Source organism: Wielerella bovis, assembly GCF_022354465.1.
Taxonomy (GTDB): domain Bacteria; phylum Pseudomonadota; class Gammaproteobacteria; order Burkholderiales; family Neisseriaceae; genus Wielerella; species Wielerella bovis.
Window position 1 is genome coordinate 1,604,838 of the sequence record NZ_CP092361.1, and the last position, 15,023, is coordinate 1,619,860.

14 protein-coding genes are annotated in these 15,023 nt (G+C 38.5%); 5 read left to right on the forward strand and 9 right to left on the reverse strand.

The window, feature by feature from the left end:
* Window positions 1–37: 37 nt before the first annotated feature.
* The 5 genes from MIS45_RS07835 to MIS45_RS07855 form a co-directional block, all read right to left on the reverse strand.
* The gene (locus MIS45_RS07835) at window positions 38–1,138 is read right to left on the reverse strand and encodes an MBL fold metallo-hydrolase (RefSeq protein ID WP_249450117.1); all 1,101 of its coding nucleotides are present in this window, start codon (window positions 1,136–1,138) and stop codon (window positions 38–40) included.
* Between the two features lie 261 nt (window positions 1,139–1,399).
* Window positions 1,400–2,461: a hypothetical protein gene (locus MIS45_RS07840; protein ID WP_249450118.1), complete on the reverse strand. Its 1,062-nt coding sequence runs from the start codon at window positions 2,459–2,461 to the stop codon at window positions 1,400–1,402.
* Window positions 2,462–2,588: 127 nt separating this feature from the next.
* Window positions 2,589–3,647, reverse strand: coding sequence for an NAD(P)-dependent alcohol dehydrogenase (locus MIS45_RS07845; RefSeq protein WP_249450119.1), 1,059 nt, complete (start codon window positions 3,645–3,647; stop codon window positions 2,589–2,591).
* 164 nt (window positions 3,648–3,811) lie between these two features.
* Window positions 3,812–4,639 (reverse strand): S-formylglutathione hydrolase, encoded by an 828-nt coding sequence (gene fghA, locus MIS45_RS07850; protein ID WP_249451359.1) that lies wholly within the window; start codon window positions 4,637–4,639, stop codon window positions 3,812–3,814.
* Window positions 4,608–5,630: an LLM class flavin-dependent oxidoreductase gene (locus MIS45_RS07855; RefSeq protein WP_249450120.1), complete on the reverse strand. Its 1,023-nt coding sequence runs from the start codon at window positions 5,628–5,630 to the stop codon at window positions 4,608–4,610. Before MIS45_RS07855 ends, fghA begins: the two co-directional genes overlap by 32 nt.
* A gap of 260 nt (window positions 5,631–5,890) precedes the next feature.
* Between MIS45_RS07855 and MIS45_RS07860 the strand changes: the two genes are divergently transcribed.
* The 3 genes from MIS45_RS07860 (at window position 5,891) to MIS45_RS07870 (ending at window position 10,223) form a co-directional block, all read left to right on the forward strand.
* Window positions 5,891–7,177 (forward strand): ATP-binding protein, encoded by a 1,287-nt coding sequence (locus tag MIS45_RS07860; protein WP_249450121.1) that lies wholly within the window; start codon window positions 5,891–5,893, stop codon window positions 7,175–7,177.
* Window positions 7,178–7,284: 107 nt separating this feature from the next.
* Window positions 7,285–8,841, forward strand: coding sequence for a VPA1262 family N-terminal domain-containing protein (locus tag MIS45_RS07865; protein ID WP_249450122.1), 1,557 nt, complete (start codon window positions 7,285–7,287; stop codon window positions 8,839–8,841).
* A complete protein-coding gene (locus MIS45_RS07870) occupies window positions 8,820–10,223 on the forward strand; it encodes a hypothetical protein (RefSeq protein ID WP_249450123.1) in 1,404 nt (467 codons plus the stop codon). Before MIS45_RS07865 ends, MIS45_RS07870 begins: the two co-directional genes overlap by 22 nt.
* A 651-nt stretch (window positions 10,224–10,874) precedes the next feature.
* Here the strand turns inward: MIS45_RS07870 and MIS45_RS07875 are convergent.
* From MIS45_RS07875 to MIS45_RS07885, 3 genes are all read right to left on the reverse strand, one after another.
* A complete protein-coding gene (locus tag MIS45_RS07875; protein WP_249450124.1) occupies window positions 10,875–11,573 on the reverse strand; it encodes an ATP-binding protein in 699 nt (232 codons plus the stop codon).
* 4 nt (window positions 11,574–11,577) lie between these two features.
* Complete coding sequence (locus MIS45_RS07880) at window positions 11,578–12,090, reverse strand: ATP-binding protein (RefSeq protein WP_249450125.1); 513 nt, start codon at window positions 12,088–12,090, stop codon at window positions 11,578–11,580.
* Between the two features lie 242 nt (window positions 12,091–12,332).
* A complete protein-coding gene (locus MIS45_RS07885; protein ID WP_430472145.1) occupies window positions 12,333–13,451 on the reverse strand; it encodes an S-(hydroxymethyl)glutathione dehydrogenase/class III alcohol dehydrogenase in 1,119 nt (372 codons plus the stop codon).
* 200 nt (window positions 13,452–13,651) lie between these two features.
* On the opposite strand from MIS45_RS07885, the gene MIS45_RS07890 reads away from it, so the two are divergent.
* Together MIS45_RS07890 and MIS45_RS07895 are read left to right on the forward strand one after the other, a co-directional pair.
* Window positions 13,652–13,894: an antitoxin gene (locus MIS45_RS07890; protein ID WP_249450126.1), complete on the forward strand. Its 243-nt coding sequence runs from the start codon at window positions 13,652–13,654 to the stop codon at window positions 13,892–13,894.
* The gene (locus tag MIS45_RS07895) at window positions 13,891–14,283 is read left to right on the forward strand and encodes a type II toxin-antitoxin system VapC family toxin (RefSeq protein WP_249450127.1); all 393 of its coding nucleotides are present in this window, start codon (window positions 13,891–13,893) and stop codon (window positions 14,281–14,283) included. The genes MIS45_RS07890 and MIS45_RS07895 overlap by 4 nt, the downstream gene beginning before the upstream one ends.
* An 80-nt stretch (window positions 14,284–14,363) precedes the next feature.
* Here the strand turns inward: MIS45_RS07895 and MIS45_RS07900 are convergent, their stop codons facing one another.
* On the reverse strand, window positions 14,364–14,912 hold the full coding sequence (locus MIS45_RS07900; protein ID WP_249450128.1) for an NAD(P)H-dependent oxidoreductase: 549 nt from the start codon (window positions 14,910–14,912) through the stop codon (window positions 14,364–14,366).
* Between the last annotated feature and the right edge of the window lie 111 nt (window positions 14,913–15,023).

Consider the following 15,023-nt stretch of genomic DNA (forward strand, 5'->3'; position numbering starts at 1 on the left):
CATTTTTCTGTATATTTTTTTGAAAAATGGGCTTGGTTTACTCGCGTCTTAAATGTTTCGCTTCCCACCAATTATCATTCACAAAACCGTCCGCATATTTCTCGCCCATTTTGGGCACATCAATGGGCAGACCCTGTTCTTTGGCACTTTTTACCGCATTATCAATGGACTCGTACCACGGATTTCTGCCAAGACTAAACACGCCCCAGTGCATTGGCACGATTTTTTTGGCATTTAAATCTAGGGTCGCTTGCACTGATTGATGGGCGAACATATGCGTTTTTGGCCAGCCTGCATTCGCCGCGTCAATTTCCATAAAGGCGATGTCAAATCCGCCATATTTTTTACCGATGTCGCTAAAATGCTGGGCGTAACCCGTGTCGCCGCTCCAATACAGCCGTTTGCTCCCTTCTAGCACAAAAGACGCCCATAAGGTTTTGTTCCTGTCATTTACCCAACGAGAAGTATAATGCTGGGTCGGTTCGGCGGTGAGTTTGACCGTGCCAACCATCGTGCTGTCGCCCCAACCGAGTTCGATAATCTTTTCAGACGACACGCCCCACGACTGCAATCTTGCCCCCACACCAAGCGGTGCGATAAAGCGTTTTGCTTTGTCCGCCAAATGACGAATGGTGGTCGCTTCCAAATGGTCGTAATGGTCGTGGCTAATCAGCACCACATCAATGTCGGGCAGGTTTTCACGACGGATTGGGGCTTCTTGAAAACGAGGGGCAATCAGGGGCAAATTCAAAGGGTTGGCGTTGTCAAACACGGGGTCGGTCAAAAAGCGTTGTCCGTCCAATTCCAAAATGGCGGTGGCGTGCCCAAGCCAATAATAGGCAAAGTTTTCAGGCTGCCTGAAACTGTTTTTATCCAATAAAATCATCGGTAAACGACCATTCGGTGTATAACCATCGTGGCGAATAAAACCGCCTTTGCCAGTCGCTTTGTCGGGATAATAGGGCAAATCATCGGTATAAAGATTGGTAAATTGCCCGTTTTTATAATAGGGCAAATGGGCAAAACGGCTCTCGTCAGGCAAATCGCCCAAATTGCGGTACAACATCACGCCCAAAATCGCCACAATCAGGGCGAGTATGCCCAAAGTGGCTAGGGTGAATTTCAGGATTTTTTTCAATAAAAGTTTCATTGTTGATTAAATAAATCAAACCATTAGGGGAAATGCCTAATGGTTTTGGTTGGGGTTGCAAATAAAGGATATTATAAGGGATTTGAGTTATTTTGAGAAATTGAGAGTTGTTATGGGTGGGTATAAGGTGGGGTTATACTTAAAAATTTTCCCATTAGTACAATCTGATGAAAACCAAAGTTAAGTTGGATTTTGGGTTAATTGAATTTTAAAGGCTGGTTTAATCTATAACCAGCCCATATTTATTTCTTATTCGCCATCTGTCCCATTATTTAATATGTAAATTTGCTGGCACCATTCTTCGTAGATATCTGAACCATATATTTTTTTCGATAAAATTCTCATTATATTTAAGATTGAGTATTGATATATGTCATTTTGATTATAATCAAATATTATATTATCTAAGATTTGATAGGGGTGCTGACCATTAGAAGTTAATTCTTGATAATATTTATCAAATATCTTTTGCATACCAATGTTTATGCTATCTAAATCACTTAATATCTCATTGGTTGATACTTGCATTATACCAAGTGTTTGACCATATTGAGTGTATTTTGCAAATAAATTTTCTACTTTTCTAAACAAAAAAGGTCTATTGAAGTTTTCAAAAATTATAACAGAATAAGTTAAAAATTCTAAAAACTTTTTATTTTTTTCAATAAAAATCTCTTTATTATCTAAATTTATTGTATCTACAAAATGTTGGTAATCTTCTCTAAGGATAAATTGATTCAAATTATCATTAATTATATTTTGATATTTTTTATTTATATTTTTGTACTTTACTAAAATATAATTTCTCAATCTCTTTTCTTTTGCGGATTCTGATATTTCTATTTTGTTTATCGTGTTATAAATAAATATCAATATAATTATCCATAATTCATTAGATAAAGTATTAAAGTCTGGAATTATAGGCTTTTTGGGCTCAATAATATAAATATATGTTATATAACTAAATAAACAAATACAAAACGCATTAAAAAAATAAATCGGCTTATTGATAATATGGTATCTATCCATAAAAATATTAAAAATAAGCCTAATACAAACAGAATACCAAACAACTAGGTATATATTTTTTACATAATAATCAAACCCTAAAAAATAAAAAAATGATGAAATAACAATAATAAAAACAACCGATGTAAGAATTTTTAAACTAAAATTAAATGCGATAGAGCCTTCTTTATCTACAATAAAGTCAATTTGATTATACCCTAAATTTTCGGAATATTTACCCAACCAATTTGTTAATAAAAACAAAAACAAAGCCAAAGACGGGTATAGTATAAAAATTTTCATAAATAACTTACAATAAATATTGATTTAAGATTGTGCCGACTGTGTAATTATAACATATTTTTACCAAAATCTCATTTTACTAAAAAAACACCGCCTTTCCCAAGACGGTGTCCCCCTTATCCCCAAATTACCCCTTCAAACTCCCCATATCAATCACAAAACGGTATTTCACATCGGATTTTTGCATTCTTTCATAAGCGGTGTTGATGTCTTGCATTGCAATCATTTCCACATCTGGCACAATATTATGCTTGGCACAAAAATCCAGCATTTCTTGCGTCTCGGCAATGCCGCCAATCACAGATGCCGAAATGCTACGGCGACCCATAATCATTGGCACGGTGTTAATGGTTTGTTCCAGTTCGCCAACCAAGCCGACCAGCACCAGCGTACCGTCCAATGCCAAAGTGGGGATATAGGGTTTTAAATCGTGGGTATATGGCACGGTATCAATAATCAAATCAAAGGTACTGGCAACCGCTTTCATTTGGCTTTCATCGGTGGACAACACCACACGGCTTGCCCCCAAACGGTAAGCGTCATCGGATTTGCCTGCCGAACGGGTAAATAGCGTTACTTCCGCCCCCATTGCGTGAGCGAGTTTGACCGCCATATGCCCAAGTCCGCCCAAGCCGACCACTGCAACTTTACTGCCCTTGCCCACTTTCCAATGTCGTAGGGGCGAATAAGTGGTAATGCCTGCACACAATAGCGGAGCAACGGCTTTGGTGTCCAAGTTTTCAGAAACTTTAAGCACAAAATCTTCGCTGACCACAATGCCCGTGCTGTAACCGCCGTGCGTGAGCGTGCCGTCAAAGCGGTCAAAACTGCCATAAGTGCCGATGTTGCCGTGTTCGCAATATTGTTCCAAACCGTGCTCACAAGGCGAGCAAGTACGGCACGAATCGACCATACAGCCCACGCCCACCAAATCGCCCACTTGGAATTTATGGGCGTTTTTGCCAACTTGGGTAACTCGCCCGATGATTTCGTGTCCGACCACAATGGGGTAAGTGTGGGTAAAACCCCAGTCATTGCGGGCGGTATGCAAATCCGAATGGCACACACCACAATACAAAATATCAATCAAAACATCGTCTTCACGCAAAGCACGGCGTTCAAAGGCGTAAGGGGCAAGTGGGGTGGTTGCCGAAAAAGCGGCGTAGGATTTTACAGGGTGGGTCATTTTGTGTTCCTAACTGGTTAAAAAATAGGGGTATTATAAAGGATTTGAATTATTGGTGATAATGGATAATTATGATAGGTAGGTATTAGTTGAAGTGATGATTGATTTTCAGGCAGCCTGAAAACAAATGCCGTCCAAAATATCAGACGGCATCTGTTTTATGCTTATTTTAAATATTTGGTGTGAAAAGCAATATGCTCGCCAATAAAACTAGAAATAAAATAATAACTGTGGTCATAACCTGCTCGCAAATTAAATTGATATGCCACGCCCAATTTATCCGCCATTTGGCAAAATAGTTCGGGTTTTAATTGCTCGGCTAAAAATTTATCTTTATCGCCTTGCTCAATCAAAATGGGCAAATTGGGGCGATATTTTTCCAATAACGCCACGCTGTCATAGTCTTGCCACGCATTTTTATCATCGCCCAAATAGGCGGTAAATGCCTTTTGTCCCCACGCCACTTGGCTGGGTGCAACAATGGGCGAAAATGCCGAAACGCTTTGATAAACATCAGGATTTTTAAAGGCAATCATCAACGCCCCGTGTCCGCCCATTGAATGCCCAAAAATGGATTGTTTGCGATTTGTGGGGAAATGCTCGTTAATCAACGCAGGCAATTCTTTGACAATATAATCATACATTTGATAATGCTTTGCCCAGTCGCCCTGTGTGGCATTGACATAAAATCCTGCCCCTTGCCCCAAATCATAAGCGTCATCGTCCGCCACATTTTCACCGCGTGGCGAAGTGTCGGGGGCGACAACAATCACATTATGCTCATCGGCATAACGGGCAAAACCTGATTTGGTAATGAAATTTTGCTCGGTGCAAGTCAAGCCAGATAGCCAATATAGCACGGGCAAACGCTCGGTTTTGGCGGTGTCAGGTAAATAAATGGCGAAAGTCATTTCACAATTTAGGCAGTCTGAAAAATGTTGCCAAATTTGTTGTTCGCCATTAAAAATGCGGTAGGTTTCTAGGTGTTTCATTGTTTGCTCCGTGTTGGGTTTCGTATTCATCAACAATCTCTTTAAATAAACGGTACGACTGGTGCATTTTGTCTTCGTCCCAAATATAGCCTGTACACATAATCTCGTCCACGCCTGTAAATTCTTGGCGAAACTTGGCGTATTGTTTGGCAACGGTTTGTTTGCTACCAATAAAAATCCCTGCCGTTTGCATTGCAATTGACTGCTCTTCGCCGGCGGAATAATAGTCAATGTGTGCCACAGGGGGCTGAATAGGAATGTTAATGCCCCGTTGTTCGTTTAAAAACAGTTGAATCAGCGTGCTGTTATTGTAATGGGCTTCTTCGTCCGTATCAGCAACGGCAATGTTCCAACAAATAATCACATAAGGCTTGGGGCAATGGGCGGACGGCTGAAAGCGTTCACGATAAATGGCAATCGCCTGTTTTTGCTCCATTGGCATAAAATGGGACGCAAACACATAGGGCAAGCCCCGCTCGGCAGCAAAATAAGCACTTGCCGTGCTAGACCCCAAAATATAAAGCGGAACTTGGGTGTTCATCGCAGGTATGGCATTGACACCGTGTGGCTCATACACCCCAAAATAGCGTTGCAAATCAGCGACATCTTGCTCGTGGTTGGTCGCCTGTCTGCGTAAGGCTCGGGCGGTCATCGGGTCGCTTCCCCTTGCCCGCCCTATGCCAATGTCCACGCGGTTTGGGTACAGCGTTGCCAAAGTGCCGTATTGCTCCGCTACGAGTAATGGGGCGTGATTGGGCAACATCACACCGCCTGCTCCTGCCTTAATGCGTGTGGTGTGGTGCAAAATTTGCCCTACCAAAATTTGCGTGGCTGTGCTGGCGTAAGCGTTGATGTTATGGTGTTCGGCAATCCAATAGCGTTCAAAGCCAAGCGTCTCGCAAAGGCGAGCTTCGCGGAGCATTGTGTCTATGGCTTGTTTATGCGTTTGTCCTTGTCGGACAGGTACAAGGCTTAGGGCGGAGAGTTTCATTGTGTTGTTTGGTTAATAAAAGGCTTATTATACAAGGATTTGCCTTATTATAAAAATTGATAATTGTGATATGTGGGTATTAGTGTTTGTGATAAGTTGTTTTTGGGTTGTCTGAAAAATCAAAATCTCATTTTTAACCAAAAAAATGTAGCAATCAACCAATTTTTCCTTAATAAAAATGTAAAAAATAACAAATTTTCATTTGAAAAAATGTAATTCTACTTGTAAAATGGTTGTTAAAACCGTAAAAAGAGTCAATTATGTACCGTAAAATCATTCAATCCTTGGAACATTGGAAGCAAAAACCAAACCGCAAACCCTTAATTATTCAAGGGGCAAGGCAAGTGGGTAAAACTTGGGCAATGAAGCATTTTGGTAAGCAAGCCTTTCCCCAAGTGGCGTACATCAATTTTGACAATAACCCCAGAATGCAAACGCTGTTTTCAGGAGATTATGACATCAATCGTTTGCTACTTGGGCTAAAAATTGAAAGTGGTGTGGACATTCAAGCCCACAACACACTGATTATTTTTGATGAAGTACAGGAAGTGCCACAAGCATTGTCATCGCTCAAATATTTTTATGAAAATGCCCCGCAGTTTTATATTATTTCGGCAGGGTCATTATTGGGCGTATCATTACATCATCAAGTGTCTTTTCCTGTCGGCAAAGTGGATTTTTTATTGCTTTATCCAATGGATTTTTACGAATTTTTAATGGCACTTGACAAACAAAATTTGGTGCAATTATTACAATCAAAAGATTGGACATTAATTACAGCAATGAAAACCAGTTATATTGAACTTCTTCGCCTGTATTATTTTGTGGGAGGAATGCCAGAAGCGGTTAAAATTTTTGTAGAAACACAAAATATCAATGAAGTTCGCCAAATACAAAAGAATTTATTGATGGCGTATGAGCAAGATTTTTCCAAACACATTCTTGATGGGCAAACCGTACAAAAAGTACGGTCAATTTGGCATTCCATTCCAGAGCAACTTGCCAAAGAAAATAAGAAATTTATTTATGCTAATTTGCAAAAAGGAGCAAGAAGCAAAGAATATGAAATCGCCTTACAATGGTTAAAAGACAGTGGTTTGGTGCATAGCGTACCACGCATTAAAAAGCCTCATTTGCCATTGTCTGCCTATCAAGATAACGCCTTTAAATTATACGGTTTGGACGTAGGTTTGCTGGCGGCGCAAAGCCATTTGGATGCAAGCGTACTGTTAGAAGGCAGCCGTATTTTTACCGAATTTAAAGGGGCTTTAACCGAGCAGTATGTACTGCAACAGCTTATCGTCACCCAAGAAAACCCCGTATTCTACTGGGCAGCCGAAAAAGGCACGGCGGAAGTGGATTTTGTGTTGCAATGCAAACAAACCGTAATCCCGATTGAAGTCAAAGCGGAAGAAAATCTCAAAGCCAAAAGTTTGAAAGTGTATGTGGAAAAATTCCAACCCGAACAGGCGATACGCTTTTCAATGGCGGATTTTAGGAAGCAGGATTGGCTGGTGAATGTGCCGTTGTACGGGTTTCTATTTTAGGAAAAAAGTAAAATAGATAATGGAATTATTAAATATATCAAATAGTTATCATATTAAAAAATGCTTTTTAAATGGTGAATCAAACAAATTTAATCAAGGAGAAATTAATGAGTTTTGTTGATATTAAAGAAATATTAACAATGCCATCTATCGGCTTATTTAAATACGTTGAGCTTTTTGAAATTGTTGGCATAAAAGGCAAAGAGCAGCCATTCAATATATTTACTTTAGCTGTCGCTCAAGAATTAGAACTTGACTTAGTAAATGATGAAAAATTTACGCCTAATCCTATTCAACTAAAAAAAGATAAATCCCTTAAATTCGGTATTTTTAGAAGCATTCTCTCTATAGATGATTTTCTTGATAGAGTAAATAATTTGGATAATAGCCAATGGAAAAACAGCCAACAAAAACCACTTTCTTGTGGGCAGTTAAGGAGTATTCCAAAAGTTTATATTCCAGCCTTAGAAAAAGGTAAAAATGAATTTTTAGGCTTATTAAAGAATAATTTCTTTAGTGGTTCTTATCTCTTTGAATGGTTTGATGAGAGTAAAGAGCATGTTCAAGGGTTAATGGAAAATCATTTAGCTCTTATGGAAATATCAGAAAAATTACAAGAACATTTACCAATTAAAATAGGTAGTCATTCAGATAGGTTAGGTAATTTTATTGTTCAAATTCCTTGTTCATCAGTTGCTTTTAAAATTAAAGGAATAGATAAAGAAAGTCATCAGTTAATTTCCAATTTATCTATCAATCCTTCCATAGAACCTTTGAATTTAACAGGTGTTTTTTGGAGAGGAAACAATGGGAGTATTATTGATTTTCAGAAGTTACATCTTACTTTAGGAGAAAATCTAATTCCTTTTAAGCAAATTAATGGGATTGGATACTATACAATTTGGGATGAAGATAAGCAGATTATTTGTTCTGGTGGAGTGATTCCTTCGTTTGTGGAAAGTGTGAATCTTTCCATTGGTATTCAAGAAACAAACCAAAGAATTTTTAAGTTGCCTAATGGTCAAGAGCAAAGAATCAATATATTTGTTCGAGCTTCACAAAGTCAGATAGGTAAATCATCTAAAGATTATCGTGATTGGGTTGCAAATCGATTGATAAAGTTTGAGAAACAGGAATTACGTGATTCCTTAAAGCTCCGACAGTTCAAACAGAATATGCGTGAAGAAGCGTTGGCATTTATTCGAGAGTTAATTAAACGATACGGTGAAAATGGAGTTTATTTGTGGGATCCTTACTTGAACTCTAAAGATTTATTAGAAACTGTATTTTTTAATCCTTATGCAAATACTCCAATTAAAGCACTGACAGGGTTAAAAACTTTAGGAGAGCATAACATTAAAACAATATACAAAAGTGAGCTTGAACAAGCCATTATTGAAAAAGGTTGGCTAGACTTAATATTTCTTAATGCTGATAAATCTAAGGTAGGGGACTTTCATGACAGATTCATTATATTTCCAAAAAATCAAGATAATCCTGCTAGAGCTTGGTCATTAGGAACATCAGTAAACAGTTTGGGAACAAGCCATCATATCATTCACGAAGTAGAAGATGGACAAATCATTGCTGATGTTTTTGAAGAAATGTGGGAACAGTCAATCGTAAATGAGGAAAATATTATATGGAAATCCAAGAACAGTTAACCGTAAAAGCAATATTCAATTTGGCTAAAATGTCCGATGTTATTCGGGAAATACCCGATGAAGTATATCAATACTTTGAAAGTAATTTTAACTTTGAACAATGGCAATGGAAACAAAGGGAACTTTTTTGGCAATTTCTTGATGGATATTATCCTAAAAGCATAGACTATCAGAAAGATATTATTTACATAGATGGCCTATTAAAAAAAGAACAACTTATAAAAAGTATTTCTTGGATTATAAGAATATTACAAGATGAACAAGCTACGCCTAAAAATCAAAAAATTGCTTTTGAGTTAACTTGCTGTATTCCACATTTTTGGAAAATTAGCTATGAAGAAGGCTATGCGTTTTCTGAGTCTAGTGCTAAATTAGCATTATCTTATCTAAATAGTATAGATACTAATTTACTAGTTAATCACAATGCTCATATTAATGAAAGAGAAGTAATAGAAAAGCTTTATATATCCCTAGAAAGTTGCCAATGGAAAGAAATTGAAACTAATCATTATCAAATATCTTCTATATGTGGACAATTATCTCTACACCGGCATAGTACATATTTATTTATCGCAGAACACCATAATAATGAAATACTTAATCTTATTAATAATGAAAAAAGAATTTGGCAACTTCTCTATTGGTTGGCATTGCTCCCAGAAAAATATAAGCATAGCATTGCATTGAAAACCAATAATCAGCTTGCACAATTTCTATTATTATTGGATTTAGGCTATTTAATTCGTAATAAATTAGAGCAAGAGCAATTTCAATTATCAGAAATTTGGTATGAGTGCCCAGTTGAATGGTTTAAGGTTTTTAATAAATATCCAGCAAGATACCGATGGTTACAACCTGGGCTAGGACGTTTTTTAGTTTCTGCGGCACAAGAACAATTTCAAGTTTATATTGATAGCATGGAATTGTCTACTCCGCCTAAGGATATTCAAGATTGCTTAAAATATTTCTTTGAACATGCTGAACAAGAAAGTATTCATTATTTTTGTAAATTAGCATATCAAAAATGGGAAAATTGGGATTTTGATAGTAAATACTCAATTGAAAAAAGCAGCTTAGACAGAGCTATAACTAAGTATTTTCAAGACTTAATAACAGATGAAGAAAGGTCTGATTTTATTGAAAATGAAATAAATAAGATTATATATTTCAACAAGTTTTGGTTTAGTAGTATCGTTGAGTTAGATAAGTTCATTTATTTTCATTTATCTAGAATGCAACCTGTCTGTATAGCTGATGAGCTAAAACAAAATAATGCTTTATCATTTGATGATTTGAATACAAAAATTTATTATCCAAGCTTGTTCCAAAAAGATCAGAGATGGAGGAACTGGGTTAATTTAGATAAATTAAATCTAGATTAGGCTAACACAATGCCTATCTAACTTTATTATGGCTATAACCATAAAACTTGCAAACAATCATCGCTTTTAAAATGAAAAAGCGCCGTCTGAAACCCATTTTCAGACGGCATATTCCCCTAACCCCTCACCACAATTTTCTCAATCTCTGCTGATTACTCGCCATATATTCGCGGGCTTCCCCCATCTCATCAAAACCAAAAATCTAGTTAATTCCGAGCATAGTTAATTGCTTATTTCCCCAACAAAAACTCCCTGATATGCCGATGTACAATCCCATCAATATTTTCCTGCCAGAAATCATCCATCGTGATCACAGATTTCGGTTGATTGTCTGCAATGACTTACAGGGGAGAAAATTCCCGTTGCACGGTTTGTTCGCTTTCTAGTTTGTAGGCAACTTGGATATAGATTTTTTCATTCTGTTTGTGGGTAATGAAGTCAATTTCTTATGTGTTCAGCTCCGCTCGTAACAGCTTCATTGCCGTATGATTTACCCGAACAGCGGATACCTGTCATCACTTTTTATGGTTATAACCATAAAAACTTTTAAAATTGGAATGTTATTTAGGGTATAGCCATAAAACTTGCAGGAAATCACCGCTCTTTCAATACAAAAACGCCGTCTGAAACCAATTTTTCAGACGGCATTCATCATTCCCCAAACACCTTCCAAAAAGGCAAAATCTCTATCGTTTTATCACCCTCAATCATTTTATCTGTCTGATCCAGCGTAATAATAGTCCCCCACTTAATCCCCAAAAAACTCATTGCATCTAGCAAGCCGTCTCGCTCCCAGGCGAGGTTTTCGGTATTGAGTTGCCAGCAAACCTGAATTAATTGCACAGGCGTGCTGTTTTGGCAGACAACAAAATCGCATTCTTTGTGATTTTCGTTGTAGTAATAAATCTCCGAAAATTGTCGTCTCAGTTCCCAAAATACGGCATTTTCCAGTTTTCTGTCGAGATCTTGGCTAAAAGACGGGCTAATTACGCGTTGCAAACCATTGTCGATAAAATAGACTTTACGCGGATTGGCAAGCTGTACTTTGTAGGAATAGGCAAATTTCGGTAACGTTTGAATCACATAGGTTTGCTCTAAATGCGAGAGATACTCTTGCACAGTAGCGGTACTTTTCACTTCAAGGCTTTGTTTAAGCTTGCCTGCGGTAATTAGGTTGCCCACATTGCCCGCCAAAAACAGCAACAGACGTTTCATAGAGCGTTCATCTCGAATACCGAAACGTACAATAATATCCCGATATAAAATATCGTTAATCAGGCTATTTAAAATTTCATCTTCATTAAATTGCAAATATTGCGGAAAACCGCCCTGTTGCAGATAATTTTTCACTGACTCAGCATTTTTTTTCTTTACTTAGAAATTCACAAAATTCCATAAAAGAGAAGGGGAAAAGTTCTTTGCTAATATGTCGTCCGGTGAGTTTTGTGCCCAATTCTCGGCTTAATAATGAGGCATTTGAGCCAGTTACCACCACTTGAAAACCTTGATCCAGCTTGCCTCGTACATAAACTTCCCGACCTTCAATGATTTGAATTTCATCAAAATAAAGGGTTTGGATCTGCGGTTTTTCAGCGATTATTTCGTCTAATAAAGCGAAGTCATTAAACTCAAAATTGAATAACTTCGGCGTATCAAAATTGAGAAACAAATAGTTATTTTGTTCTTGCTTTTCAATCAGCTGAGCAAGTAAGGTGCTTTTTCCACTACGGCGAATTCCCGACACTACCAAAGCAAAATTGGGCAAAATGTTGATTTTTTCCAGCATCTGGCGAGGATACGTCTTTTGCGTGAATAGTTGCTGTTGTTGAGTTTCAACCGCTTGTGCAATTTCTGTTTTTAAGAGCATTCACTCTCTCCTTTTACAATTTGTTTGATACTAATAAACGATAGTGTTCAATATTAACAAATGGTATTTTATACCTTAAACAAAACACATGCAAAACCACTCATTACTGGAAAACAATATTGTTTGATAGTAATGAATGGTATTGTAAGGCTTCAATACTTTCAGAAATAGTCAAAGATATTAACTCAATAAAATAAAAATGCCATCTGAAAATATTTTCAGACGGCATTTTTATTTTAAAATCAATAATGAATCACGCTACGAATAGATTTACCTTCGTGCATTAACTCAAATGCGTGGTTAATGTCATCAAGGGGCATTGTGTGCGTGACAAAGGGCGACAAGCGAATTTTACCCGACATTGCGTCCTCCACCATTTGTGGTAATTGACTACGCCCTTTGACCCCGCCAAATGCCGTGCCTTTCCAAGTTCTGCCTGTAACCAGTTGGAACGGACGGGTGCTAATTTCTTGACCTGCCCCCGCCACGCCAATAATCACCGACTGCCCCCAGCCACGATGTGCCGATTCCAAAGCCGAACGCATTACTTCCACATTGCCAATACATTCAAAAGTGTGGTCCACGCCCCATTTGGTCATTTCAATCAGCACTTGTTGAATGGGTTTGTCAAAATCTTTGGGGTTTAGGCAATCAGTCGCCCCAAATTCTTTGGCAAGGGCAAATTTATCAGGATTGGTGTCAATGGCAAAAATTCGCCCTGCGTTCGCTTGTTTCGCCCCTTGAATCACCGCCAAGCCAATGCCACCCAAGCCAAACACCGCCACGCTATCGCCTGCCTGAACTTTGGCGGTATTATGCACCGCCCCAATGCCTGTGGTTACGCCACAGCCGAGCAAGCAGACTTCCTCTGGGTTGGCTTTGGGATTGATTTTGGCGAGCGATACTTCCGCCACCACCGTGTATTCGCTGAATGTGGAACAGCCCATATAGTGATAAATCGGCTTGCCTTCATAAGAAAAACGGCTGGTGCCGTCTGGCATCACGCCTTGCCCTTGCGTGGCTCGCACCGATACGCACAGATTGCTTTTGTTAGATTGACAAAATTCGCACTCGCCACATTCTGCGGTATAAAGTGGAATCACGCTGTCGCCCACCGCCACGCTGGTAACGCCTTCGCCCACTTCCACCACCACGCCTGCCCCTTCGTGTCCCAAGACGACAGGGAACAGCCCTTCAGGGTCAGCCCCTGATAGGGTAAAGGCGTCTGTATGGCACACGCCTGTGTGGGTGATTTTGACCAAGACTTCGCCTTTTTTCGGGCGTTCTACATCAATTTCTACGATTTTTAAGGGTTCGTTGGGGGCAAATGCCACCGCTGCACGAGATTTGATGGTGTTCATTTTTAGGATACCTGATTGTTTGAAATGGTAATAATTATAACGATTTACAGATATTTTGGCTAATTGATAATTTTGATAGTTGGGTATTATTTGGGGGTGATACATCAGGTTTTCAGGCTGTCTGAAAACATTCAAAACCTTGCTTTTTACCCTTAATTTTTGCATAATAGATACAAAACATAGCTATTTCGGAGAAAACAATGACTACCGCAAAATTATTTTGGACAGGCAATTCCCAAGCCGTGCGATTGCCCAAAGAGTTTCGTTTTGAAGGCAAAGAAGTTCGCATTTTTAAACACGGCAATCAAGTGATTATTGAGCCGATTGCCGATGACTGGGGCTGGGTCAATGAGTTAGAACCTTTTGATGACACAATGGAACAAGCCATTTTGGAGCTAAAAAATGATGTGCCACAAGAGCGAGATTGGAGCGTTTTTGAATGAAATATTTGTTGGATACCAATATCATCATCGCTTTTCAAAAACAACATCAAGGCTTGTTGGCACAAATGAAAAAGCATTCGGTCAATGATTTTGCATTGTCCAACATTGTGTTATTTGAATTGGCATTTGGAGCATACAACAGCCAAAAGGTTGATGAAAATTTGCATAAATTAAGCCAATTACGCTTTCCCACCCTGACATTTAACAGTCAAGACGCTTATCACGCAGGCAAAATTCGGGCAAACTTACAAAAACAAGGCACACCAATCGGTGCGTATGATACGCTGATTGCAGGTCAAGCCATTGCCCAAAATTTGATTTTAATTACCCATAATATCAAAGAATTTGAACGGGTTGAAGGGTTAAGGTCTGAAAATTGGTTGATGTAGATTTTCAGGCAGCCTGAAACTTTTATTTTTAAAATAAAAAACACCGCCCAACTACCATTAGGCTGTATTTTTACTTCCCATCATTTTAAAGCATCAATCAATTGATTGGCATATTGTGTTGCCAATGCCTTATGAGCATTCACAGCAGTTTCATCAGTTGGGTCAATGAATGAAAATCCATAACCCACAATCGGTGTTTGCCATTTTAATCCACAAAATTCGGCACTTACCACAAAACCTGTTAAAAACTCATCAATGCTATGCTCATAATCGCCATTGACTTGATAATCGGCTTGTGTACCTGCAGTTGTGAATGATAAGAGCAGTTTTTTGCCATGTAATTTGGCGGTTGAACCGTAGGCAAAGCCGTGCAAAAACACTTCATCAAACCATTTTTTCATCAAAGCAGGTACGCTGTACCAATGCAAGGGAAATTGCCAAACAATCACATCCGCCCACAATAGGGCATCTTGCTCGGCTGGCACATCAATTTGAAAGTTTGGATAAAGTTCGTCCAATTTACGGATTTGAACATTGGGCAAAGTATTGGCAACCGTATCCAAAATGGTGCGATTGGCAATAGAGTTTTTTAAATCAGGGTGTCCTGACACGATAAGAATGTTTGACATAGCAATGACCTTTGATTATTCAAGAATTAAGGGCGGTAAGATTGCGGTGTTGCAACCAACAATGCGTATATTTTAACCCTTTATTTTGTTAAAATATATAACCAAAATACG

Coding starts and splice junctions, on each gene's coding strand:
- MIS45_RS07890 (WP_249450126.1), top strand. CDS start 13,652: ATGACTACCGCAAAATTATTTTGGACAGGCAATTCCCAAGCCGTGCGA.
- fghA (WP_249451359.1), bottom strand. CDS start 4,639: ATGAAACACCTAGAAACCTACCGCATTTTTAATGGCGAACAACAAATT.
- MIS45_RS07885 (WP_430472145.1), bottom strand. CDS start 13,451: ATGAACACCATCAAATCTCGTGCAGCGGTGGCATTTGCCCCCAACGAA.
- MIS45_RS07845 (WP_249450119.1), bottom strand. CDS start 3,647: ATGACCCACCCTGTAAAATCCTACGCCGCTTTTTCGGCAACCACCCCA.
- MIS45_RS07855 (WP_249450120.1), bottom strand. CDS start 5,630: ATGAAACTCTCCGCCCTAAGCCTTGTACCTGTCCGACAAGGACAAACG.
- MIS45_RS07895 (WP_249450127.1), top strand. CDS start 13,891: ATGAAATATTTGTTGGATACCAATATCATCATCGCTTTTCAAAAACAA.
- MIS45_RS07900 (WP_249450128.1), bottom strand. CDS start 14,912: ATGTCAAACATTCTTATCGTGTCAGGACACCCTGATTTAAAAAACTCT.
- MIS45_RS07870 (WP_249450123.1), top strand. CDS start 8,820: ATGGAAATCCAAGAACAGTTAACCGTAAAAGCAATATTCAATTTGGCT.
- MIS45_RS07860 (WP_249450121.1), top strand. CDS start 5,891: ATGTACCGTAAAATCATTCAATCCTTGGAACATTGGAAGCAAAAACCA.
- MIS45_RS07840 (WP_249450118.1), bottom strand. CDS start 2,461: ATGAAAATTTTTATACTATACCCGTCTTTGGCTTTGTTTTTGTTTTTA.
- MIS45_RS07880 (WP_249450125.1), bottom strand. CDS start 12,090: ATGCTCTTAAAAACAGAAATTGCACAAGCGGTTGAAACTCAACAACAG.
- MIS45_RS07865 (WP_249450122.1), top strand. CDS start 7,285: ATGAGTTTTGTTGATATTAAAGAAATATTAACAATGCCATCTATCGGC.